This is a genomic window from Micromonospora acroterricola, assembly GCF_003172955.1.
GTDB classification, from domain to species: Bacteria; Actinomycetota; Actinomycetes; order Mycobacteriales; family Micromonosporaceae; genus Micromonospora; species Micromonospora acroterricola.
This window is the reverse complement of sequence record NZ_QGKR01000211.1, coordinates 16,971-39,246: the sequence shown is the minus strand read 5'-3', so window position 1 is coordinate 39,246 and position 22,276 is coordinate 16,971. Positions and strand designations below refer to the sequence as shown.

General features: G+C 72.8%; 17 protein-coding genes and 1 pseudogene. 12 read left to right on the top strand and 6 right to left on the bottom strand.

All coding sequences use genetic code 11. The features are described 5' to 3' along the window. Positions 1 to 10 precede the first annotated feature (10 nt). A pseudogene (locus DKT68_RS17730) lies at positions 11 to 268 on the bottom strand (hypothetical protein); the annotation flags it as partial. Between the two features lie 345 nt (positions 269 to 613). Here DKT68_RS17730 and DKT68_RS17725 point away from each other — a divergent pair. The 7 genes from DKT68_RS17725 to DKT68_RS17690 all read left to right on the top strand — a co-directional run bounded on the left by DKT68_RS17725 (position 614) and on the right by DKT68_RS17690 (position 7,398). Beyond that, a complete protein-coding gene (locus DKT68_RS17725; protein ID WP_109818528.1) occupies positions 614 to 1,420 on the top strand; it encodes a helix-turn-helix domain-containing protein in 807 nt (268 codons plus the stop codon). Beyond that, positions 1,411 to 1,617 (top strand): DUF397 domain-containing protein, encoded by a 207-nt coding sequence (locus DKT68_RS17720; RefSeq protein WP_109818527.1) that lies wholly within the window; start codon positions 1,411 to 1,413, stop codon positions 1,615 to 1,617. Before DKT68_RS17725 ends, DKT68_RS17720 begins: the two co-directional genes overlap by 10 nt. A gap of 168 nt (positions 1,618 to 1,785) precedes the next feature. Then, a complete protein-coding gene (locus tag DKT68_RS17715; RefSeq protein ID WP_109818526.1) occupies positions 1,786 to 2,445 on the top strand; it encodes a Uma2 family endonuclease in 660 nt (219 codons plus the stop codon). 43 nt (positions 2,446 to 2,488) lie between these two features. Then, a complete protein-coding gene (gene dxr / locus DKT68_RS17710; protein ID WP_109818525.1) occupies positions 2,489 to 3,700 on the top strand; it encodes a 1-deoxy-D-xylulose-5-phosphate reductoisomerase in 1,212 nt (403 codons plus the stop codon). Next, a complete protein-coding gene (locus tag DKT68_RS17705; RefSeq protein ID WP_109818524.1) occupies positions 3,700 to 4,950 on the top strand; it encodes a M50 family metallopeptidase in 1,251 nt (416 codons plus the stop codon). The genes dxr and DKT68_RS17705 overlap by 1 nt, the downstream gene beginning before the upstream one ends. Before the next feature lie 8 nt (positions 4,951 to 4,958). Next, positions 4,959 to 6,131: a flavodoxin-dependent (E)-4-hydroxy-3-methylbut-2-enyl-diphosphate synthase gene (gene ispG, locus DKT68_RS17700; RefSeq protein ID WP_109818523.1), complete on the top strand. Its 1,173-nt coding sequence runs from the start codon at positions 4,959 to 4,961 to the stop codon at positions 6,129 to 6,131. Between the two features lie 427 nt (positions 6,132 to 6,558). After that, the gene (locus DKT68_RS17690; RefSeq protein WP_109818522.1) at positions 6,559 to 7,398 is read left to right on the top strand and encodes a GNAT family N-acetyltransferase; all 840 of its coding nucleotides are present in this window, start codon (positions 6,559 to 6,561) and stop codon (positions 7,396 to 7,398) included. A 103-nt stretch (positions 7,399 to 7,501) separates the two neighbouring features. Here DKT68_RS17690 and DKT68_RS17685 read toward each other — a convergent pair whose 3' ends face one another. Then, positions 7,502 to 8,059 (bottom strand): hypothetical protein, encoded by a 558-nt coding sequence (locus DKT68_RS17685; protein WP_109818521.1) that lies wholly within the window; start codon positions 8,057 to 8,059, stop codon positions 7,502 to 7,504. Positions 8,060 to 9,173: 1,114 nt separating this feature from the next. Here DKT68_RS17685 and DKT68_RS17680 point away from each other — a divergent pair. Beyond that, positions 9,174 to 12,740 (top strand): ABC transporter ATP-binding protein, encoded by a 3,567-nt coding sequence (locus DKT68_RS17680; protein ID WP_109818520.1) that lies wholly within the window; start codon positions 9,174 to 9,176, stop codon positions 12,738 to 12,740. Positions 12,741 to 12,783: 43 nt separating this feature from the next. Here DKT68_RS17680 and DKT68_RS17675 read toward each other — a convergent pair whose 3' ends face one another. The 4 genes from DKT68_RS17675 to DKT68_RS17660 form a co-directional block, all read right to left on the bottom strand. After that, entirely contained in the window at positions 12,784 to 13,851 is a 1,068-nt protein-coding gene (locus DKT68_RS17675; RefSeq protein ID WP_109818519.1) for an NADH:flavin oxidoreductase/NADH oxidase, read from the bottom strand. 67 nt (positions 13,852 to 13,918) lie between these two features. Further along, on the bottom strand, positions 13,919 to 15,223 hold the full coding sequence (locus DKT68_RS17670) for a dicarboxylate/amino acid:cation symporter (protein WP_201749082.1): 1,305 nt from the start codon (positions 15,221 to 15,223) through the stop codon (positions 13,919 to 13,921). A gap of 201 nt (positions 15,224 to 15,424) precedes the next feature. Next, positions 15,425 to 16,123 (bottom strand): DUF998 domain-containing protein, encoded by a 699-nt coding sequence (locus tag DKT68_RS17665; RefSeq protein ID WP_109818517.1) that lies wholly within the window; start codon positions 16,121 to 16,123, stop codon positions 15,425 to 15,427. Continuing rightward, the gene (locus tag DKT68_RS17660) at positions 16,116 to 17,081 is read right to left on the bottom strand and encodes a glutathione S-transferase family protein (RefSeq protein ID WP_109818516.1); all 966 of its coding nucleotides are present in this window, start codon (positions 17,079 to 17,081) and stop codon (positions 16,116 to 16,118) included. Before DKT68_RS17660 ends, DKT68_RS17665 begins: the two co-directional genes overlap by 8 nt. Before the next feature lie 104 nt (positions 17,082 to 17,185). Between DKT68_RS17660 and pcaF the strand changes: the two genes are divergently transcribed. From pcaF to DKT68_RS17640, 4 genes are all read left to right on the top strand, one after another. Further along, on the top strand, positions 17,186 to 18,391 hold the full coding sequence (gene pcaF, locus DKT68_RS17655; RefSeq protein ID WP_109818515.1) for a 3-oxoadipyl-CoA thiolase: 1,206 nt from the start codon (positions 17,186 to 17,188) through the stop codon (positions 18,389 to 18,391). A gap of 152 nt (positions 18,392 to 18,543) precedes the next feature. After that, positions 18,544 to 19,356, top strand: coding sequence for an SAM-dependent methyltransferase (locus DKT68_RS17650; protein ID WP_109818514.1), 813 nt, complete (start codon positions 18,544 to 18,546; stop codon positions 19,354 to 19,356). Positions 19,357 to 19,360: 4 nt separating this feature from the next. Continuing rightward, positions 19,361 to 21,535, top strand: a complete 2,175-nt coding sequence (locus DKT68_RS17645) for a putative bifunctional diguanylate cyclase/phosphodiesterase (RefSeq protein WP_109818513.1) — start codon at positions 19,361 to 19,363, stop codon at positions 21,533 to 21,535. Then, positions 21,526 to 22,026, top strand: coding sequence for a DUF456 domain-containing protein (locus tag DKT68_RS17640; protein ID WP_109818512.1), 501 nt, complete (start codon positions 21,526 to 21,528; stop codon positions 22,024 to 22,026). Before DKT68_RS17645 ends, DKT68_RS17640 begins: the two co-directional genes overlap by 10 nt. Positions 22,027 to 22,276: the final 250 nt, after the last annotated feature.

Here is a 22,276-nt window from a genome sequence, read left to right as displayed (position 1 = left end):
TGACCTGGAATGGATCATCGCTCACCGTCGCCGCGCAGTGTCCGTCGTGGTCGTCGCGGCGCTGGCAGCGGCCAGCGCCGTCGAGCCTGGCGTCACAGAAGACCCGGGTACGCAGAAACTGCCGATCCTCCTCGCTGAGCGTGGTCTCGCCGAAGTCGATGACGGCGAGGTGACCGAGCGAGTCGCGCAGCGCCACGGCCAGGGCGGTGACCCCGTCGAGGCTGGTCAGTGTGGTCGGCAGGTGGATGATCCACCTCGGCCCCGTCATCCCGGCCGCCGGCGGAGCCACTGCGGGCCCCCGCTAACGAGCTGGTCGGCTTCGATCACAACGCCGGGCCGGGCTGCGGTGCGCCGTCGGTCGGGACATGGCCAGCGCAGCCCACAGGTGCAGTACCGATCCCACCGTGCCCAGTTGCGCTGGTGCCTCGGTTCGAGCGGCACCGGCCCGATCTGTCTGCCCATCGTCGTCCGCCTTCCTCGCGCCTGTTCACACTCTGCTGTGGACGCGACTACCGTCGGAAGGCGGCGAGCGCCCTCAACGCCGGCTGTGTCGACCAGCGGGCGCACGGTGGTCGCCGCTGGCGAGGTGTGGGCGACATGTGGTGGAGGTGTGATGGACAGCGGCCCGGCGTCGACGCTGGAATTCCTCGGGGCGGAGTTGCGACGGGCCCGCCGGGAGCGCGGGCTGAGCCAGGAGGAGTTGGCTCAGCAGATCAGCTACTCGTCGTCCCTGGTGGGCATGGTGGAGATCGGCCATCGCACCCCCTCGCAGGACTTCATCGCTCGGGTCGACGGGGCGCTGGAGGCTGGCGGGCTGTTCGCGCGGCTGCTCACCCTGGTCCGGGCTGACGCCGCGCCGCCCTGGTTCCGTGAGTGGATCAGCGTGGAGCGGGACGCGACGATGATCCGCTGGTTCGAGCCGTCCCTGATCCCCGGCCTGTTGCAGACCGAGGCGTACGCCCGGGCGGTGCTGCGCGGCGGGGGGATGCTGCGGGAGCCGGAGGTCGAGCAGCGGGTCGGCTCCCGGATGGAGCGGCAGTCGGTGCTGAGCCGGGAGCAGCCACCGGAGTTCGTGGCCGTGGTCGACGAGGCGGTGCTACGCAGGGGAATCGGTGATCGGGCGGTGATGGTGGAGCAGTTCGAGCACCTGCTCCAGGTGACCGAGCAGTCCCACGTCGACCTGCACGTCGTGCCGGCCGAGGCGGGCATGCACGCCGGGCTGGCCGGCCCGTTCATCCTGGCCCGGATGGCGGAGGGCGCCGAGGTCGCACACCTCGACACCGCGCTGCGCGCGCACGTCACCGACCGACCCGATGACGTTGATAACCTTCAGCGTAGGTGGGAGAGCCTGCGGGGCGAGGCGTTGCCCCGGCGGGCCTCCCGGGATCTCGTGCGGGAGCTGGCGACGTCATGGACCTGACCGGCGCGGTGTGGCGGACGTCCACCCGCAGCGACAACGGCGGTGCCACCTGCGTGGAGGTGGCCACCAACCTGCCGCACGTGGTCGGGGTGCGCGACAGCAAGGACCGGCAGGGGCCGGTGCTGACCTTTCCGCCGGCCGCGTGGACCGCGTTCGCCCACGCCACCGCCACCGGTCGCCTCCCTGCTCGCGGCTGACGGGGCGGCCCTGCTGCCGGGCGGATCGCCCGCCCGGCAGTCTCGATTCGAGGGCCGTCAGGAATTCCCGCGCCACTGGCGGCGGACACGCTGTGCGACCGGGGTGCCGTGGGGGCTGCGGGACTAGGCTGGCCTGAGCAGGATGGTCCGCTGAGGGGGTGAGCCCGGATGGCCCAGGCAGCGTTCGCGCCCGAGCCGGCGCCGCAGCACACCGAGCCGTCGTTCGACGTGCTGCGGTGGCATGACGAGCCGTGGACCGCGCAGCTCGCCCTCGACCTGTTGCCGGAGACCAACGGCCCCAAGGTTGAGGTCCTGAGCGGAAGCGTGATCGTGACACCACACGCGGGAATCGATCATCAGTCGGTCGAGCGAGAGTTGCCCTACGTGCTGCACCGCGCCGCACGAAAGGCTGGACTCTGGGTCTACCCGGAGATCAACATCCTTTCTGGGGATGATCTTTTCATTCCTGACATCGCTGTCCTGCGTAACTCGGGTGGTGGCCGGACGACGGTGGCCATAGCGGAGGCGGTTCTGCTGGGCGAGATCGTGTCGCCGGGCAACCGGCGCAAGGACGTGATCGACCGGCCACGGGAGTACGCCGCCGCCGGGGTGCCGTTCTTCCTCCGGGTGGACCTGCGTAACCGGGTGCCGACCATCGCCCTGTTCGAGCTGGCCGACGGGGAGTACCGGCCGATGGCCGCCGCCGCGGCCGGGAGCACTTTCGCCATGCGTGAGCCGTTCGAGTTCACCATCGATCCAGCGGAGCTGCTGGACGAGGAGGCGCCACCGCAGGAGGCCGTCGAGCCGCAGGTGGGCGGGGACGGCTGAGGCTCCCAGCGGGCGTGCAGCGTCGGTGGGGAACAATGGCCCGGTGACTTCCCCCCGCGACCTCGTCCTGCTCGGGTCCACCGGCTCGATCGGCACACAGGCCATCGACATCGTCCGGCGCAACCCGGACTGGTTCCGGGTGGTCGCCCTGGGCGCGGGCGGCGGCAACGTCGGGCTGCTCGCCGCGCAGGCGCTCGAACTGGGCGTCGACGCGGTCGGGGTGGCCAAGGCGTCCGCCGCGCAGGACCTCCAGCTCGCGTTCTACGCCGAGGCGAGCCGGCGCGGCTGGGCCACCGGCGACTTCAAGCTTCCCAAGATCGTGGCCGGGCCGGACGCGATGACCGAGCTGGCCCAGTGGCCGTGCGACATCGTGCTCAACGGGGTGGTCGGCTCGCTGGGCCTCGCTCCCACGCTGGCCGCGCTGCGCGGTGGTCGTACTCTCGCGCTGGCCAACAAGGAGTCGCTCGTGGCCGGCGGCCCGCTGGTCAAGGCCGCGGTGACGCGGCCGGGGCAGATCGTTCCGGTCGACTCGGAGCACTCGGCGCTGGCCCAGTGCCTGCGCTCGGGGTCGCGCGGCGAGGTGCGGCGGCTGATCGTCACCGCCAGCGGCGGACCGTTCCGGGGCCGGCGGCGCGACGAGTTGACCGAGGTCACCCCCGACCAGGCGCTCGCCCACCCCACCTGGAACATGGGGCCGGTCGTCACGATCAACTCGGCCACCATGGTCAACAAGGCCCTCGAGGTGATCGAGGCGCACGAACTCTTCGACGTGCCCTACGCCGACATCACCGTGATGGTGCACCCGCAGTCGGTGATCCACTCGATGGTGGAGTTCACCGACGGCTCGACGATCGCGCAGGCCAGCCCACCGGACATGCGGCTGCCGATCGCGCTGGGCATCGGCTGGCCGGACCGGGTCCCGGAGGCGGCCGCCGCGGTCGACTGGACGGCCGCGCACACCTGGGAGTTCGCGCCGCTGGACGACGCGGCGTTCCCGGCCGTCGCGCTGGCCAAGGCCGCCGGGGAGGCCGGCCGCTGCCGCCCGGCGATCTACAACGCGGCGAACGAGGAGTGCGTCGCGGCGTTCGTGGCCGGCCGGCTGCCGTTCCTCGGCATCGTCGACACCCTCGAACGGGTGTTGGACGAGGCTCCCGACTTCACCGAACCAGGTACCGTCGAGGACGTGCTCGCGGCGGAGTCGTGGGCACGCGCGCACGCGCAGGAGATCATCTCGGCGTCGGTGGAAGGAGCTTGATGGCAAACCTGCTCGGGGTGGCGCTCTTCGCCCTGGCCATCCTCGTCTCGGTGAGCCTGCACGAGGCGGGTCACATGTTGACCGCCAAGGCGTTCGGGATGAAGGTCACAAAGTACTTCGTCGGTTTCGGCCCCACCGTCTGGTCGTTCAGGCGGGGTGAGACGGAGTACGGCATCAAGGGCATTCCGCTCGGCGGCTTCTGCAAGATCGTCGGGATGACCCCGCAGGACGACGACGTCGACCCGGCCGACGAGCCGCGGGCCATGTGGCGCTACCCGGTCTGGAAGCGGACGATCGTCATGTCCGCGGGCTCGATCACCCACTTCGCGCTCGCGCTGGTCGCGATCTGGATCGCCGCCGTCTCACTGGGCCTGCCCAACCGCGACTTCCCCTCCACCGAGGCGGAGATCCGCCAGGAGCCGGCGGTGATCGCGCTGTCCGAGTGCGTGGTCCCGGAGAGCTCCCCCCGGGCCTGCGCCCCAGGTGACGCCGCCAGCCCGGCCGCCCAGGCTCAGCTGCGCGACGGTGACCGCATCACCTCGATCAACGGCACGCCGATCAACAACTACGGCGAGCTGCTCGTCGCCCTGCGCGGGCTCAAGCCGGGCGACACCGCCCAGATCGACTACGTGCGTGACGGGCAGCCCGCGAAGACGAGCACCGTGCTCGCGCAGACCCAGCGCCCGCCGCTCGACGACCCGAAGGGCACCGTCGCCCCGGTCGCCGCGCTCGGTGTCGGCCTCGTGCCCACCACGCCGACCCGGGTGACCTACGGCCCGGTCGCGGCGTTCGGCGCCACGGCCGACTTCACCCGCGAGCTGGCCGTCGGCACCGTTCAGGCGTTGCAGCGGCTGCCGCAGAAGGTCCCCGCCCTGTGGACCGCCATCACCGGCGGCGAACGTGACGTGGACACCCCGATCAGCGTGGTCGGCGCCAGCCGGCTCGGCGGCGAGGCGTTCGCCAACAAGGCGTGGCTGCTGTTCGTGACGCTGTTCATCTCGTTGAACTTCTTCATCGGCGTGTTCAACCTGCTGCCGCTGCTCCCGCTGGACGGCGGCCACATCGCCATCGCCTGGTTCGAACGCGCCAGGTCCTGGCTCTACGCGCGGATCGGCCGCGCCGACCCGGGGCGGGTCGACTACCTCAAGCTGATGCCCTTCACGTACGTGGTGATCCTGATCGGTGGCGTGTTCACGCTGCTGACCATCACCGCGGACGTCGTCAACCCGATCACGCTCTTCCCAAGGTGAGTGCTGAAGTGACCGCAATCAGTCTCGGTATGCCCGCCGTACCGCCCCCGCCGCTCGCTCCCCGCCGGGCCAGCCGCCAGATCATGGTCGGTTCGGTGCCGGTCGGCGGCGGCGCGCCGGTGTCCGTGCAGTCGATGACCACCACCCTCACCTCCGACGTCAACGCCACCCTCCAGCAGATCGCCGAGCTGACCGCGTCGGGCTGCCAGATCGTCCGGGTCGCCGTGCCGTCCCAGGACGACGTCGAGGCGCTGCCGGCGATCGCCAAGAAGTCGCAGATCCCCGTGATCGCCGACATCCACTTCCAGCCCAAGTACGTCTTCGCCGCCATCGACGCGGGCTGCGCGGCCGTCCGGGTCAACCCGGGCAACATCCGCCAGTTCGACGACAAGGTCCGGGAGATCGCGAAGGCCGCCGGCGACGCCGGGGTGCCGATCCGCATCGGCGTCAACGCCGGCTCGCTGGACAAGCGGCTGCTCAGCAAGTACGGCAAGGCCACCGCCGAGGCGCTGGTCGAGTCGGCGCTGTGGGAGTGCTCGCTGTTCGAGGAGCACGGCTTCCGCGACATCAAGATCTCGGTCAAGCACAACGACCCGGTGGTGATGATCCGGGCGTACCGGCAGCTGGCCGAGCAGTGCGACTACCCGCTGCACCTGGGCGTCACCGAGGCCGGTCCCGCCTTCCAGGGCACCATCAAGTCGGCGGTCGCCTTCGGCGCCCTGCTCGCCGAGGGGATCGGTGACACCATCCGCGTGTCGCTCTCCGCCCCACCGGTCGAGGAGATCAAGGTCGGCAACCAGATCCTGGAGTCGCTGGGGCTGCGCGAGCGGGGCCTGGAGATCGTCTCCTGCCCGTCCTGCGGTCGCGCCCAGGTGGACGTCTACAAGCTCGCCGAGGAGGTCACCGCCGGCCTGGAAGGGCTCCCGGTGCCGCTGCGGGTGGCCGTGATGGGCTGCGTCGTCAACGGTCCGGGCGAGGCCCGCGAGGCCGACCTCGGCGTCGCCTCCGGCAACGGCAAGGGCCAGATCTTCGTCAAGGGCAAGGTCGTCAAGACGGTGCCCGAGGCGCAGATCGTGGAGACGCTGATCGAGGAGGCGCTGCGGATCGCCGACGAGATGGGCGCCGAGCTTCCCGAGGAGCTGCGCGGGCTGATCACCGGCCCGACGGTCACCGTGCACTGATCCACCCGCCGGGGCATTCGACCGTGCCGACGACCGGTACGAAGAGAGAGCGGCCGTTCCCCCGGAGGGAACGGCCGCTCTCGTGTTCTCGCCCGTCACTGTGGCACTCCGCCGCCGACTGGGGGATCTCGTTCGGGCTGGCTCCGGCCGACGCTCAGGGGCAGTACCAGGGCGCGTAAGGCATGGGGTACGAGCTGGGCAAGATGCTCGCGCCGGTGGTGGTGACGAGCCTCGCGCTCGGTTGGGCGTACCCGGCTGACTGGTGCTGGGTGGGTTGTTCCTCCTGCTCGGTGCCCTGGTGCACCCGGTCGTCCGGTGGGCCGCCCGGACCCGGCCGACCAGCGTCGATGCCGAGCCGGCGACCGTCTGAGGCCGGGCTCGCCACTCGGCCGGCGGGGTGGGGGTGGGATCTGGCAGGGTGGTACATGTGCTGACGGTGCCGGTTAGGCAACTGGGGGAATCAGAGCGCCGCGCGGTCGAGCGACTGCTCGATCTGGACCCGTTCGCGGGCGCGCAGGTCGCCGAGCGCATCGCCGCGCGCGGGCTCTCCTGGTGGCGCGCCGAGGGCAGGATCCTGGGGTACGGCCCACGGCGCAACCTGGAATCGCTCTGCTGGCTCGGCGGCAACCTCACCCCGGTGCTCGCCACGGACGCTGCGGTGGCCGCCTTCGCCGATCTGCTCGCCGGCGAGGAACGGCTCTGCTCCTCGATCGTCGGCCGGGCCGACGCCGTCCTCGGGCTGTGGGACCGGCTCTCCGACACGTGGGGCCCCGCCCGGGACGTCCGCCCCAACCAGCCGCTGCTGGCCACCGACGCGCTGCCACCCGTCCCGGTCGACCCCGACGTACGCCGGGTCCGCTCCGGCGAGGTCGACCGGCTCTTTCCGGCCGCCGTGGCCATGTACACCGAGGAGGTCGGCGTCTCCCCACTGGCCGAGGACGCGGGCCGCAGCTACCGCCGGCGGGTCAACGACCTGGTCCGCGCCGGTCGGGCGTACGCCCGGTTCGTCGACGGGAAGGTCGTGTTCAAGGCCGAGCTGGCCGTGGTGACCAAGCGGACCGCGCAGGTCCAGGGCGTCTGGGTGGCCCCGGAGTGGCGGGGTCGGGGGATCGCCGCCGGCGCGATGGCGGCCGTGGTGCGCGACGCGCTGCTGCGGGTCGCTCCGACCGTCAGCCTGTACGTCAACGACTTCAACGTGCCGGCCCGCCGCGTCTACGAACGCTGCGGCTTCCAGCCGGTCGGCACCCTCGCCACGGTCCTCTTCTAACCGGCGGTTTCGCTGCGCGCCCGTGATGTGGAAATGCCGCTGGCCGGCACCCCGGGTTGGGGGTGCCGGCCAGCGGTCGGTGTCACACGGGTCGTGCGGTGGGTCAGCTGTTCCAGTGCTGGGCGACGAGGTCGGCAGCCTGCTGCTCCCACTGGGCGTAGGCGTCGGGGTAGGCCGAGACCTGCACGGTCTGCGCGGCGTCGGTCAGCGCCATGTCCTGCCACCCGTCAACCTGCTTCAAACCCTTCAGGAACGCGGTCGTGGAGTACTCCGGGTCGGTGATCTGCTCCGGCGTGCCCCAACCACTGGAGGGGCGCTGCTGGAACAGGCCCAGCGAGTCGTGGTCGTTGCTGTCGCCGAGGTGGCCGAGGTTCTCCAGCTTCGACTCCTGCAGGCTGGTCGCGATCGAGATGACCGCGGCCCGCTCGGGCAGGCCGGCCTTCTTCGTGGCGGCGATGATCGCCTTGACGTTGGCGGTCTGCTCGTCGTTGAGGTCGATGTGCGACTGGGCGCCCTGCGCCTTGACCGTCTGCACCGCGACCGCGACGGGCTTGCCGTCGGTCGGGGTGGCGGCGTGGGCGGCGATCGGACCGGCGAAGACACCACCGGCGAACGCGAGACCAGCAACGGACAGCATGCTCTTACGGAAGATCGTGTTCATGGGGGTTGCTCCTTCGGGGGTAGACACCACGAGCCGATGGGGGTCGGCATCCGCGGTGTGAGCACCTCGTCCGGCGCTTCCAAACAAAAGGGAAAGTCTTCGAGGTCGGCGGCCTACGGGCGGGGCCTCGTGGCGCCGGGTCCATGTGTAACGACCTGCGGGCCGGGCTCATTCCGGGGTTGGCCCGTCCATCGGCACCCCGTCTGAGGGAGTGCTGGTGCGGTCGTTCGGGGGTCTGTAACGACCGGGCGAGGGCTCGCATTCCAAACCTGGGGGCCGGGTGGCGAGGCGCCGTGGTCCTGCGATCGTCAGGGTATGTAACGACCTCGGGCCGGCCATGATTCCGCCGCCCGGGTGCAGCCGGTCACAGGCCAAGGACCCCGATACCAGACAGCGGTCACCGGTCAGCGATCACCGGACCCGTCACCGGTCAGCGACGCCATCACCGGGTCGGTCACCGATCACCGATCAGGCCCCGATACCGGACATACGAGGCCGGACCGCCCCCGGTCCCGACGCGACACCAGCCGGCTGGGAGGTGATCGAGTGGGTATCCCTGCGGGGTATCCCCCGCCCGGGACACCGCGACTTCACTGAAACCGAGTCGATCACCGCCAGGAGGCGCTGCTGGGGCCGAGGTCGACAATCAGCCTGATACCTCACAGGCATATTTATGCCTCACAGGTATCGCGACTATGACTGCGACCGCCTCCCAGTGGCGGGTGACGTGCCCGGCGCAGGTATCCGGGCTAAGACAGAGACATCACGCAGGTAGTCGCGACGGGATAGCCGAGTCGAGCGGCGGGGCCCGGTTGCTGCGGGGCGAGGCCATCGAGGTGATCGGCGAGACGTTGCGGACCGAGGTGGACAGAGGTGACCTGCCGGCCGACCTGGACGTGCCCACCGCCTGGGCGTGGGCCTGATGATGGCCGTGGACTGGCTAATCCTCCAGCCCGACCGGTCGACCGAGGACGTGCAGGAGGCGTTGCTCGGCATCGTGCGCCGGGTCGCCCGGACCTGGCCTGACGCCCTGCTCAGAGCGGGTAAATCGGTTGAGCCGACCGGGTGGAACCGGCACGCTGGGTGCTCCGCCACCCACGTCCGGAGGACATCAATGCGCCTGCTCCGTGATCTGTGGGGCACCTCGCCACGTCGTGTGACGATCGTGGCCGTCCTCATCGTGCTCGGCGCCGCCGGCCAGGCGGGGGCGTCGGCGCTCGCCGGCGCGGTGCTGGTGCACCGGTCGACCGGCTTCTTCGCCGTTCTGGCCGTGGCGCTGGCCGCCGTGGTGCTCAGCGACCTCGCGGTGAGCCTGCTGATGGCCGGGCTGACCGCCGACTGGTCCGCCGACGTACGCAGGCGCCTCTGCCGGGTCGCGCTCGGTCAGGACCTGCCCACCCTGGAGACCACCCCGGTGGGCGAGCTGCTGGACCGCATCGACGGGGACGTCTACCAGGTGGCGTCGGCGGTCCGCAACCAGGGTTCTCGGCTCGCCCAGGGGCTCTGCGTCGGCCTGCTGTCGATGGTCGTCGCGCTGGCCGTGTGGTGGCCGGCCGGCGTCGCGATGCTGCTGCTCACGGTGGCGCTCGCCGTGGGGCTGCGCCGGCCCACGGCACGGATCGGTCCGGCCCGGATGGCCGAGGAGGAGGCATGGTCGGACCTCGCCGCCGTGATGGAGGAGGCGGTGCACGGCCAGGACGACGTACGGACCAGCCTGGCCCGGCCGTACGTGCTGCGTCTGTACGCCCGGCGGGCCGCCGCCGTGCTGTCCCGCGGCCACCTGGTCTGGGTGCTGTCCGCCCGGGTTGCGTCGGCCGCGACCGCGACGATCCGGGGCGGCATCGGCGTGGTGGTGCTCGGCGGGGCGTGGGCCCTGGCCACCGACCGGGTCGACGCTGCCCGGCTCACCGCCATCTGGCTGCTCGCCCTGGCCTTCGGGGCCACCGCGGAACACGTCAGCCGGATGGTGCCCGAGCTTCAGGAGGCCCTCGGCGCGTGGGCTCGTGTGCAGTTGCTCCAGAAGGCGCGGCAGGAGCCCGTCGGTGGGGCCAGCCCGGCCGAGGGTGACCTGCGCATCCGGGAACTGACATTCGGGTACGAGGTGAGCGGCCCGGAGAGCGGCCGGGGTCCCGCTCTGCGCGGGCTCAGCCTCACCTTCGCGCGCGGCCGCTCGTACGCGCTGATCGGGCGGACCGGTTCGGGCAAGTCGACCCTGGCGAAGGTGCTCACCAGGGCCGTCGACGTGCCACCGGGCACCGTCTTCCTCGGCGGCACCGACCTGTGTGACCTCGACGTCGAGCAGCTTCGCCGCTGGGTGGCGCTGGTGCCGCAGCGCACCGAGATCCTGGCGGGCACGCTCGCCGAGAACGTCGCGCTCTTCGACCCGGAGCTGCTCGACGCCGCCGCCCGCGCGCTGGACGAGCTGGGCCTGGCCGGCTGGATCGCCGAGCTGCCCGACGGGCTGGCGACCCGGCTGGGGGAGGGCGGGCATGTGCTCTCGGCCGGTCAGGAGCAGTTGGTGGCCTTCGCCCGGATCCTGGTCCGCGACCCGCACGTGGTGATCCTCGACGAGGCCACCGCACGGCTGGACCCGGTCACCGAGGCACGGGTGCAACGGGCCACCGAACGGCTGCTGCGCGACCGCATCGGCATCGTCATCGCGCACCGGCTCTCCTCGGTTCGCCGCTGCGACGAGGTGGTGGTGCTGGCCGACGGCGCGGTGGTCGAGGCCGGTCCGCTGGAAACCTCGACCCGTTTCGCCGAGCTGCTGGCGACCAGCCACGCCGCCGCGTACGCCGCAGTGCCGGCCGGCCGCAGCGGTGCCGGCACGGATCTGCTGGTCGGCCCCGACCCGGCCGACGCCTGGCCAAGCGCGCCGACGGCCGAGCCGGTCGAGCCAGGCGGGCCGGTCGAGCCGGGCAGGCCAGGCGGGCTGGTCGAGCCGGGTGGACCCGTCGAAACGGTCGGGCCGACCCGTGCCGACCCGCCGCCACTGCCGCCCGTCCCGCCGGCCCGCACGTTCCGGGAGATCGTCCGACTCTGCACCAACGACCCCCGGTACGGGCTGGCCGCGATCGTGCTGTTCCTCGGGCTCAGCCTGCTCGGGCTGGACGGCCCGGTGCTGCCGTGGCTCTGGGCCGATCTGGTCGACGGGACCGGCAACCCGTACCTGCCGGCGCTGGGCATCGTGGCCGGGCTGCTGGTCACCCTGCCGCTGCCGTTCTACACGCACGTCTGGTTCCCGCACTGGTGGGTGCGGCAGATGCTGCGGATCGGCCTGCGCCTGGTGCACGGCCAGACCGGGCCGCGCCGGGTCAGCTCGCACACCCCGGCGGAGGTGGTGGCGCAGGGCGGTGACACGGAGCGGGTGGTCCAGCTCGCCGACCACGTGCTGGACCAGGCCGTCGCGCTGGTGCTGGTGGTCGCCATGACGGCGGTCACCGGCAGCGTCGTACCGGGGCTGTTCTTCCTCGGCACCATGGTCATCTCCGGCCTGGCAGCGACGCTGTTCGGTCCGAAGCTCGAGCGTGCGGCCCGGGCGACGGTGGCGGCGCGGGCGGCCTTCGCCACCGCGTTGGTCTCCGCGCTCTCCGCGGCGCGGACGGTGAAGCTCGCCGGCGCGACGGCGCCGGTGCTGCGCCACCTGGCCGACCTGGACGTGGTGCGCAGCGACCGGCAGCGGCGGGAGATCTCGGTGCAGGTGTGGTCGCGTTCCACGCCGGCGATGGCCAGCGGCCTGCTGCCGATCGGCGCGTGGGCGCTCTACCTGAGCGGTGGGCTCTCCGCCGGGGCGGTGCTGGTGGCCGTCTCCACGCTCGGCGCGGCCCGCTGGTTCGCCTGGACCACCGCGTCCCTGGTCTCCCAACTGCCGTCCGCGCGGGTCTGGACCCGCCGCACGGTGGCGATGGCCGGGGTGGGCGCGTACTCGGCGGGGGTGCCGGCGGTCGACCTGGCCGCCGGGACCGCGCCCGCGCCGACGCCGCCGCCCCGACACCCGCTGCGCCAACTGGAGCTGCGCGGCTTCGGGGTGGTGCACTCCGACGGCGCGGTCGCCGTCCGGGACGTGGACCTGACCGTGCGACGCGGCCAGTTGGTGCTGGTCGTCGGGCCGGTCGGCTCGGGCAAGTCCTCGCTGCTGCGGGCCCTGGCAGGGATCGTGCACCACACGGGGGAGCTGTCCTGGAACGGCGACCCGGTCACCGAGCCGGAGCTGTTCCTGCGCCCCAACCAGGTCGGCTACGTCGGTCAGCTGCCCCGGGTGCTGTCCGGCACGGTGGCCGACAACATCGCGCTCGGCCACCAGGTGGACGCGGCCGGGGCGGTCAGCACCGCTCAGCTCGACCACGATCTCGCCGCGGCCGGCGGCGGGTTGGGTCTGCTCATCGGGCACAAGGGCACGCGGCTCTCCGGCGGCCAGCTACAGCGGTTGGCGCTGGCCCGGGCGCTGGCTCCGCGTACCGAGCTGCTGGTCGCCGACGACGTGTCGTCGGCCTTGGACGTCACCACCGAGCTGGCGCTGTGGCAGGCGCTGCGCGCGCACGGGGTGACCGTGGTCGGCTCGACCGCTAAGCGGGCCGCGCTGGTCCGCGCCGACCACGTGGTGGTGCTGATCGGCGGCACGGTGGCCGCCCAGGGGGCCTGGCGGGACCTGGAGGGCGACTGGTCGCACCTCGCCGGCTGACGGTCGGGCGGCTGCCGCCACGGCAGCCGCCCGACCGGCGGGGTCAGGAGGCGCGGGCGTACTGGGCGGGCCCGGTGTACGCGACGCCGAGCTTGGCGGCGGCCCGACGCGGCCAGTACGGGTCGCGCAGCAGCTCCCGGCCGAGCAGCACCAGGTCGGCCTCGCCGCCGGCGACGATCTGCTCGGCCTGCTCCGGTTCGACGATCAGGCCGACCGCGCCGGTCGGCACGCCGGCCTCGCGGCGGATACGGGCTGCCAGCGGCACCTGGTAGCCGGGGCCGAGCGGGATGCGCGCGTTCGGGTGTGCTCCGCCGGAGGAGGCGTCGACCAGGTCCACGCCGGCCCCGGCCAGCTCGCCGGCGAGGACCACGCTGTCCTCGATCGTCCAGCCACCCTCGACCCAGTCGGTGGCGGAGATCCGGGTGAGCACCGGGACGTTCTCGCCGACCGCGGCGCGCACCGCGCGGGCCACCTCCAGGGTGAGCCGCATCCGGGCCGCCCGGTCCCCGCCGTACGAATCCGTGCGGTGGTTGGTCAGCGGTGAGAGGAACTCGTGCAGCAGGTAGCCGTGCGCGGCGTGGATCTCCACGGCGGCGAAGCCGGCGGCCAGGGCCCGTTCGGCGGCGGTGGCGAAGGCCTCGACCACGCCCGCGACGCCGGCCGCGTCGAGGGCGGTCGGTACCCGGTAGTCGGCGACGAACGGCTCCGACCCCGGGGCGACCGGCGTCCAGCCGCCCTCGGCGTCCGGCACGCCGCCGCGGGCCGGCGCCCACGGCCGGTACGTGGACGCCTTGAACCCGGCGTGCGCGAGCTGGACCGCCGGCACCGCGCCCTGAGCGGCGACGAACCGCGTCACCGGCCGCCACGCGTCCACGTGCGCGCCGGACCACAGCCCGGTGTCCTGCGGGCTGATCCGGCCCTCCGGCAGCACGGCGGTCGCCTCGGACAGCACCAGCCCGACCCCGCCAACCGCCCGGGTGCCGAGGTGGATCAGGTGCCAGTCGGTGGGCAGGCCGTCCGGACCGGCGGAGTACTGGCACATCGGCGCCATGGCGATCCGATTGGGCAGGGTGACCGCGCGCAGGGCCAGCGGCGTGAACAGGGAGCTCATGTCGTCATCCTCTCGGAAACGGCGACGGGCCCCCCGGGAGGGGCCCGTCGGCGTCGATGCGAACTGGTCAGGCGGGGACGGGGCTCAGCTCGTCCTGCCGGTCGGGCCGGGTGTCGGCGACCGGCTCCGGGTCGGTCAGGTCACGCCGGCCGGCGGATTCGTACGCGGCGCGGTCGAGGGTGCCCTCGCGGGCGGCGACCACGGTCGGCACCAGCGCCTGCCCGGCAACGTTGGTGGCGGTCCGGATCATGTCCAGGATCGGGTCGATGGCCAGCAGCAGGCCGGCGCCGGCGAGCGGCAGGCCCAGCGTGCTCAGGGTGAGGGTGAGCATCACGATCGCGCCGGTCAGGCCGGCGGTGGCCGCCGAGCCCACCACCGAGACGAAGGCGATCAGCAGGTAGTCGGTGACGCCGAGGTCCACGCCGAACACCTGGGCCACGAAGATCGCGGCCAGGGCCGGGTAGATCGCGGCGCAGCCGTCCATCTTCGTGGTGGCGCCGAACGGCACCGCGAACGAGGCGTACTCGCGGGGCACACCGAGCCGCTCGACGGAGCGCTGGGTCACCGGCATGGTGCCCACCGAGGAGCGGGACACGAAGGCCAGCTCGATCGCCGGCCAGGCGCCGGCGAAGAAGCGAAGCGGGTTGAGGCGGCCGGCGAGGACCAGCACCAGCGGGTAGACCACGAACAGCACGATGGCGCAGCCGACGTAGACGGCGGTGGTGAACTTCGCGAGAGGGGCCAGCAGGTCCCAACCGTAGGAGGCGACGGCGTTGCCGATCAGGCCGAGGGTGCCGATCGGGGCGAGCCGGATGACCCACCACAGCGCCTTCTGGACGATCTCCAGCAGGGAGCGGTTCAGCGCCACGAACGGCTCGGCGGCGTCGCCGACCAGCAGCGCCGCGGCGCCGACCACGAGGGCCAGGAAGACGATCTGGAGCACGTTGCCCTCGACGAACGCGCCGACCGGGTTGGTGGGCACGATGCCGGTGAGGAAGTCGGTCCACGAGCCGGTGTTCTTCGGCGGTGTCGCGCCACCCAGGTCGAGGGTCACGCCCCGGCCCGGGTTGGTGAGCAGGCCCAGGCCGATGCCGATGCCGACCGAGATCAGCGCGGTGACGCCGAACCACAGGAGGGTCTTCAGCGCGAGCCGGGCGGCGTTGGCCACGCCGCGCAGGCTGACCACGCTGACCACGATGGCGGTGAAGACCAGGGGCGGCACGGCCAGCTTGAGCAGCTGGACGAAGAGGCCGCCGACGGTGTGCAGGGTGCTGGTGAGCCAGCTCAGGTCGTTGCTGCGGGCCAGGAAGCCGAGCGCCACGCCGAGCACGAGGCCGAGGAGGATCTGTACGGAGAAGGGAATCTTGCGCAGGCCGAAAGGCATGGGGACTGATCCAATTGTCGGGGCTGAACGGGGTAGACGTGCGGAGCGCAGCTACGCCGGACAGATGCCGCTGGCCTGCAGTCGGAGATCGACATACAGGCGAACGGTTAGGTCCCAGACATTGGTCATCGCCAGCCGACGATACGCCGACGATCGGCCATCGGTAGGCACGGATCGGCGTGACGCTCCTTACACGCGCCCGCCGGCCCGACCCTCAGGAGGGCGGCCTTCCCTGCCGGCGGCGAGGGCGAGGGTGATGGCGGTCGCCAGGCCCCACAGCACCGCCAGCGCGAGGATCAGCCGCTCCAGCACCCCCACCACGGCGCCCCGGCCGACGATGAGCATGGCCAGCCCGACCGCGGCGCAGAGCGGCAGGCTGAGCGCGGCGGCCCCGCCCGCCAGCCGGCGTACCGCCCGGCCGGCCGGGCCGGACACGGAGAGCGCGACCATGGCGAAGACCGTCGCCGCGGTCGCGGCGATGCTCGCGCCGCCGTGCACCAAATCCGCCATCGTGGCTCGCTCGAACGGCGGCAGGGGGCAGCCGGCGGAGCAGGTCACCGCCCCGGACAGGCCGGTGAAAACGGCACCGGCGGCGAGCAGCGCCGGCGCCGCCCGCACCCCGGGGGGCAGCGCCGCGGCGAGCAGCAGCAGCGAGCCGGCCAGTGCGAGGATCCCGATCCGGTACGTCGCGGCGTGGCCGCTGCCGGCGATGCCCGCCTCGCTGACGTACCCGGTGAACCCCGGATCGGGTCCGGAGACCACCGCGACCATCACCACGACCGCGCCGGCCAGCCCGCAGCCGGCGGCCGCCCACCCGGCGACCCGGCGCGCGACGTCCGCCCGGGCGGCGGTCGCCGTCGTGGTGCCGGGCCGGCCCGACTCAGCCACGCCCGTGCGGCGTGGTCCAGCCGGACTCGTCGGGACCGAGCGGCACGATGCCGCTCGGGTTGATCTCCCGGTGGGTGCCGTAGTAGTGCCGCTTGATGTGGTCGAAGTCCACCGTCTCGCCGAAGCCCGGGGTCTGGAACAGGTCCCGGGCGTACGCCCAGAGCACCGGCATCTCAGTCAGCTTCTGCCGGTTGCACTTGAAGTGCCCGTGGTACGCGGCGTCGAAGCGGACCAGCGTGGTGAAGAGCCGCACGTCCGCCTCGGTGATCGCGTCGCCCATCAGGTAGCGCTGCCCGGCCAGCCGCTCGGAGAGCGCGTCCAGCCGGGCGAAGAGCCCCCGGAACGCCTCGTCGTACGCCTCCTGCGAGGTTGCGAAGCCGCACCGGTAGACGCCGTTGTTGACGTCGGTGTGGATCTCGGCCATCAGCGCGTCCATCTCGGGGCGCAGTGCCTCCCGGTAGAGGTCCGGCGCCCCCGCACGGTGCAGCGACCGCCACTGCGTGGAGAAATCGAGGGTGAGCTGCGGGTAGTCGTTGGTGACCACCCGGCTGGTCAGCTTGTCGACCAGCGCCGGCACGGTCACCCGGCCGGTGTAGTCCGGGTCGGTGGCCAGGTACGCCTCGGAGAGGAAGCTGACGCCGAGGACCGGGTCGAAGCCGTCCGGGTCGAGGGCGAACGCCCACCCCCGCTCGTCCCGGATCGGGTCGACGGTGCCCAGCGAGATCGCGTCGTCCAGCCCGAGCAGGCCGCGCACGATGCGGGCGCGGTGCGCCCACGGGCAGGCGCGACACCAGATCAGCCGGTAGCGGCCGGCCTCCAGCGGCCAGCGGCCCTGCTCGTCGGGGCCGCCGCCGGGCGGCGAGGTCGAGTCCGGGGTGACGCGGCCGGTGAACCGGTTGGGCTGGCGGACGAACGCGCCGCCGCCGCTGGTCTCTGCGCTGAACTGGGCCCGGGCCATGCCGTCAACCTATCCGCTGCGGACGCGGATATCCTGGCGGCTGGTGGCCCACTCGACCCCGGTGGGCGCCGCACCCCCGCAGTCTCCACCCCGAAGGACTCGCGATGACCGTGGCATACCTGGTGGCCGGTGTCCGTACCCCGATCGGCCGGTACGCCGGCGCGCTGGCCGGCGTCCGCCCCGACGACCTGGCCGCGCACGTGATCCGTGAGCTGGTCTCCCGGCACCCGTCGGTGGACTGGGCCCGCGTGGACGATGTCGTGCTCGGCTGCGCCAACCAGGCCGGCGAGGACAACCGCAACGTCGCCCGGATGGCGGCGCTGCTGGCCGGCCTGCCCGAGCAGGTGCCGGGCAGCACGGTCAACCGGCTCTGCGGCTCCGGGCTGGACGCCCTCGCCACCGCCGCCCGCTCCATCGTCGCCGGGGAGGCGGAGCTGGTGGTGGCCGGCGGGGTGGAGAGCATGAGTCGGGCGCCGTTCGTCATGCCGAAGGCCACCTCGGCGTACTCCCGCTCGGCGGAGGTGTACGACACCACCCTGGGCTGGCGGCTCGTCAACCCGCTGATGCGGGACGGCTGGGGCGTCGACTCGATGCCGGAGACGGCGGAGAACGTGGCCGCCGAGTACGGCGTGAGCCGGGCCGAGCAGGACGCCTTCGCGTACCGCTCCCAGCAGCGCGCGGCCAAGGCGCAGGCCGACGGCCGGTTCGCCGAGGAGATCGTGCCGGTCTCGGTGCCGGCGGGCCGGCGGGAGACCCGGCTGGTCGAGGTCGACGAGCACCCCCGGGAGACCTCGCTGGAGAAGCTGGCCGCGCTGCCCACCCCGTTCCGGGAGGGCGGCACGGTGACCGCCGGCAACTCCTCGGGCGTCAACGACGGCGCGGTCGCCCTGCTGGTGGCGAGCGAGGCCGCGGTGGCCCGGTACGGCCTGACCCCGCTGGCCCGGATCGGCGGCGCCGCGGCGGCCGGTGTGCCGCCTCGGATCATGGGCATCGGCCCGGTGCCGGCGACCCGGAAGCTGCTCGACCGAACCGGCGTCGAGCTGAGCGCGGTCGACGTGATCGAGCTGAACGAGGCATTCGCCGCGCAGTCGGTGGCCGTGCTGCGCGAGCTGGGGCTGCCCGTGGACGCCGAGCATGTCAACCCGAACGGCGGCGCCATCGCGCTGGGGCACCCGTTGGGCGCGAGCGGCGCCCGGCTGGCGCTGACCGCCGCCCTGGAGCTGCGTCGTCGCGGTGGCCGGCGGGCCCTCGCCACCATGTGCATCGGGGTCGGGCAGGGCATCTCCCTGCTGCTGGAGTCGGCCGCCTGAACGCGGAAAGAGCGTGAAGGGATCTCCCGAACGCGGGAGTCGGCGGCCTAGAGTGGTCCACACCACACGACCCGCGGGTCTGCCGGTGGTCGCGCGCGCCCGACGACGCCGGTGCCGTCCCGCGCTGCGGCGATGAACTGGGGAGCACGCTGATGCCGGACGGACTGCCGACCGAGATCGATCTGACCAGGCCGAGCGCGGCCCGGGTGTACGACTATTTCCTGGGCGGGGCGCACAACTTCGAGATCGACCGTCAGCTGGCCGAGCAGATCGCCGGCATGACCCCGAATCTCGCCGCCACCATGCGCTCCGGGCGGGACTTCCTGCGCCGGGCCGTCCGCGCGCTGCTCGACGCCGGCATCGACCAGTTTCTCGACATCGGCTCCGGAATTCCCACCGTGGGCAACGTGCACGAGGTGGCGCAGGGCGCGAACCCCAAGGCCCGCGTGGTCTACGTCGACATCGACCCGGTGGCCGTCGCACACAGCCGGGAACTGCTCGCCGGCAACGAGCTGACCGGGGTGATCCACGCCGACCTGCGCGAGCCGGAGCGGATCCTCGCCGAGACCCGCCAGCTCGGGCTGATCGACTTCAGCCGGCCGATGGGCATCCTGCTGGCCGGGGTGGTGCACTTCATCCCGGACGCCGACCGGCCCGAGGACATCCTGGCCACCCTGCGGGCCGCCGCCGCGCCCGGCAGCTTCCTGGTCATCTCGCACTCCACCTTCGAGGACCAGCCGCAGGAGATGCTGGACGCCCAGCGGCTCTCCGCCCGGACGGACACCGAGATCACCCTCCGCTCCCGCGCGCAGGTCACCGGGTTCTTCGGCGACTGGACCGTCCTCGAACCGGGCGTCGTGCACATGCCGCTCTGGCGTCCCGACTCGCCGTCCGACGTGGACGGGCACCCGGAGCGCTTCGGCGCCTTCGGAGGCGTCGCCCGGTACGACCAGCCAGCCGGCTGATCCCGTGGCCGCCGTCCCGGATCCCACCGGGGTCGACGCCGGCCGGGCCGACGCCCAGGGCTACGCCGCCGACTGGGCCCGCGCGGTGCGCCGCCTCGGTTTCGTGCCGCTCAGCGCGGCCGAGACCGAGCGGCTGCTGCTGGTGCACACCGTCCGGCTCGCCCAGGCGGTACGGGCCGAGCCGTTCTCGGCCCGCCCCGCCGAGGAGGTCGGGCGGGCACTGGTGGAGGCGCACCTCACCGAACCCCGGGCGCTGGAATGGTCCCTGCGTGCCCTCGGCGAGGACTTCCCCCGCCGCGTGCTGGGCGCCGACGAAGGCCGGGCGGACCTGACGGACCGGATCGCGGCGGTGCAGGGCGCCCTGGCCGCCGGTTTCGCCCGCGCGCTGCGCGACCGCACCTTCACCCAGCAGGAACGGATCGCCCGCTCGGCCTGGCAGGCGCGGGACCAGGTCGAACAGGCGCTGCGCGACAGCGAGGCGCGCTTCCGGGCGGTCTTCACCGGCGCCGCGATCGGGATCGGCATCGCCGGGGTGGACGGCCGGATCATCGACGTCAACCAGGCGTTCGCCGACATGCTCGGCTACTCCATCGAGGAGCTGTGCGAGACCAACGTGTCGACGCTGTTCCACGCCGACGACGCCGCCGGGATGTGGGAGCTGTACCAGGCGCTCATCGAGGGCAAGCAGGACTCGGCCCGGGTGGAGAAGCGCTACCACCGCAAGGACGGCAGCGTGGTCTGGACGGATCTGGCGGTCTCGCTGATCCGGCACGACGACGGCCGGCCCCGGTTCACCGTCGCGATGATCGAGGACATCACCGAGCGGTACGAACTTCAGCAGCGGCTGCGTTTCCAGGCGCTGCACGACCCGCTGACCGGGCTGCCCAACCGGACGCTGTTCTTCGAGACGTTGGGCCGGATCCTCGACACCGCCGGGCCCGGTCGACGGGTCGGGGTGTGCTTCCTGGACCTGGACGGGTTCAAGGCCATCAACGACAGCCTCGGCCACGACCTCGGTGACCGGCTGCTCGTGATGATCGGCCGGCGGCTGGCCGAGTGCGTGGCCGACCACGGCCACCTGGTCGCCCGGATGGGCGGTGACGAGTTCGTCATCCTGGTCGACGGCGGGGACGACCTCGACGAGTCGGTGGCCGTGGCGGAGGCAGCGTTGGCCGCCGTCGCCGTTCCGGTGCACGTCGGCGACCAGCAACTGGCCGTCTCGGCCAGCGTGGGCATCGTGGAGTGCCCGGCCGCCGCGACCAGCGCCTCGGAGCTGATGAAGGCCGCGGACACCACGCTCTACTGGGCGAAGGCGGCGGGCAGGGGGCGGTGGGCCGTCTACGACCCGGAGCGCAGCGCCCGGGACATCGCCCGTTCGGCGTTGGTCGCCGGGCTGCCGGCGGCACTGGACCGGGGCGAGTTCGTGCTGCACTACCAGCCGATCGTCTCGCTGCTGGAGGGCAGCATCCTCGCGGTGGAGGCGCTGGTCCGCTGGGAGCACCCGGAGTTGGGCCTGATCGGGCCGGACCGGTTCATCGGCCTGGCCGAGGAGACCGGCCTGATCGTCCGGCTCGGCGAGTGGGTGCTGCGGCGGGCCTGCCGGGACGCCGAGCGGTGGTGGCGGGAGTTCCCCGACGCCCGGCTGGTGGTCAGCGTCAACCTGGCCGCCCGGCAGGCCGACGACCCGGCGATCGTGGAGACGGTGGCCGACGTTCTGGCCACCAGCGGGCTGCCGGCCGAGCTGCTCCAACTGGAGCTGACCGAGAGCGCCGTGATGGGTAGCGCGGGCGAGCCCCTGCGCAGCCTGCACCGGCTCGCCGCGCTGGGCGTCCGGCTGGCGGTGGACGACTTCGGCACCGGGTACTCCAACCTGGCGTACCTGCGGCGGTTGCCGATCCACTGCCTGAAGCTGGCCGGCCCGTTCGTCGAGGGCATCCGCGCCGACGGGACGGATGCCGTGGCCGACCACCGCGACGAGCGGATCGTCGACGCGTTGGTCAGGTTGGCGCACGCGCTGGAGCTGTGGGTCACCGCCGAGGCGGTGGAGACCCAGGTGCAGGCGGAGCGGCTGCGAGCGCTGCGCTGCGACACCGGACAGGGCCGGTACTTCGGCGCGCCGGCGCCGGCGGAGCAGATCACCGACCGGCTGCGCGGCGGAGGGGCGACACGATGGGCGTGACGGACACCCAGGCGGCGGTCACCGTGCTCGCCGGGCTGGCCATCCTGGCCGGGTTGGCGGGCGTGGTGGTGCCCGGCCTGCCGGCACTGCCGTTGTGCTGGGGCGGTGTGCTGATCTGGGCCGTGTTCGGTGGGGCCGGCGTCGGCCGGTGGGCGGTGCTCGCCGCCGCGACGCTGGTCGTCGCCGGTGGCACGGTCGTCAAGTACGCCTGGCCCGGGCGGAACCTGAAACGTACGGGGGTGCCGACGTCGTCGCTGCTCGCCGGCGGCCTGCTCGGGCTGGTCGGCTTCTTCGTGATCCCGGTGGTCGGGGCGGTGCTCGGCTTCGTCGGCGGGGTGTGGGCCGCCGAGCGGCTGCGGCTCGGCGACTCCCGGCTGGCCTGGCCGTCGACCAGACAGGCGGTCAAGGCGGCCGGCCTGTCGATGCTGGTCGAGTTCCTCGCGGGCGTGGTCGTCGCCGTCCTCTGGGTGGCCGGCCTGCTGCTGACCTGATCCGGGCATCCCGGGGGCGGCGGCGCGGAGCGGGTGTCGGGGTACGGCGGAGCCGGCCGTACCGGTGAGAGAGAGGTGACGTGCCCCGCGCCGCCGCGGTGCCGGGCGGTCCGAGTGCCCGGCGGTGACCCGTCGTGATCGGGCCTGGTCACGAGGTCAAGCATGCGGGCCGGCCGGTCGCGCGGCAACGCAATTAGCCGCGTCGGCGGTGAGATTCCCACCGGCGTCGTATTGACCACCTTGATCGGCG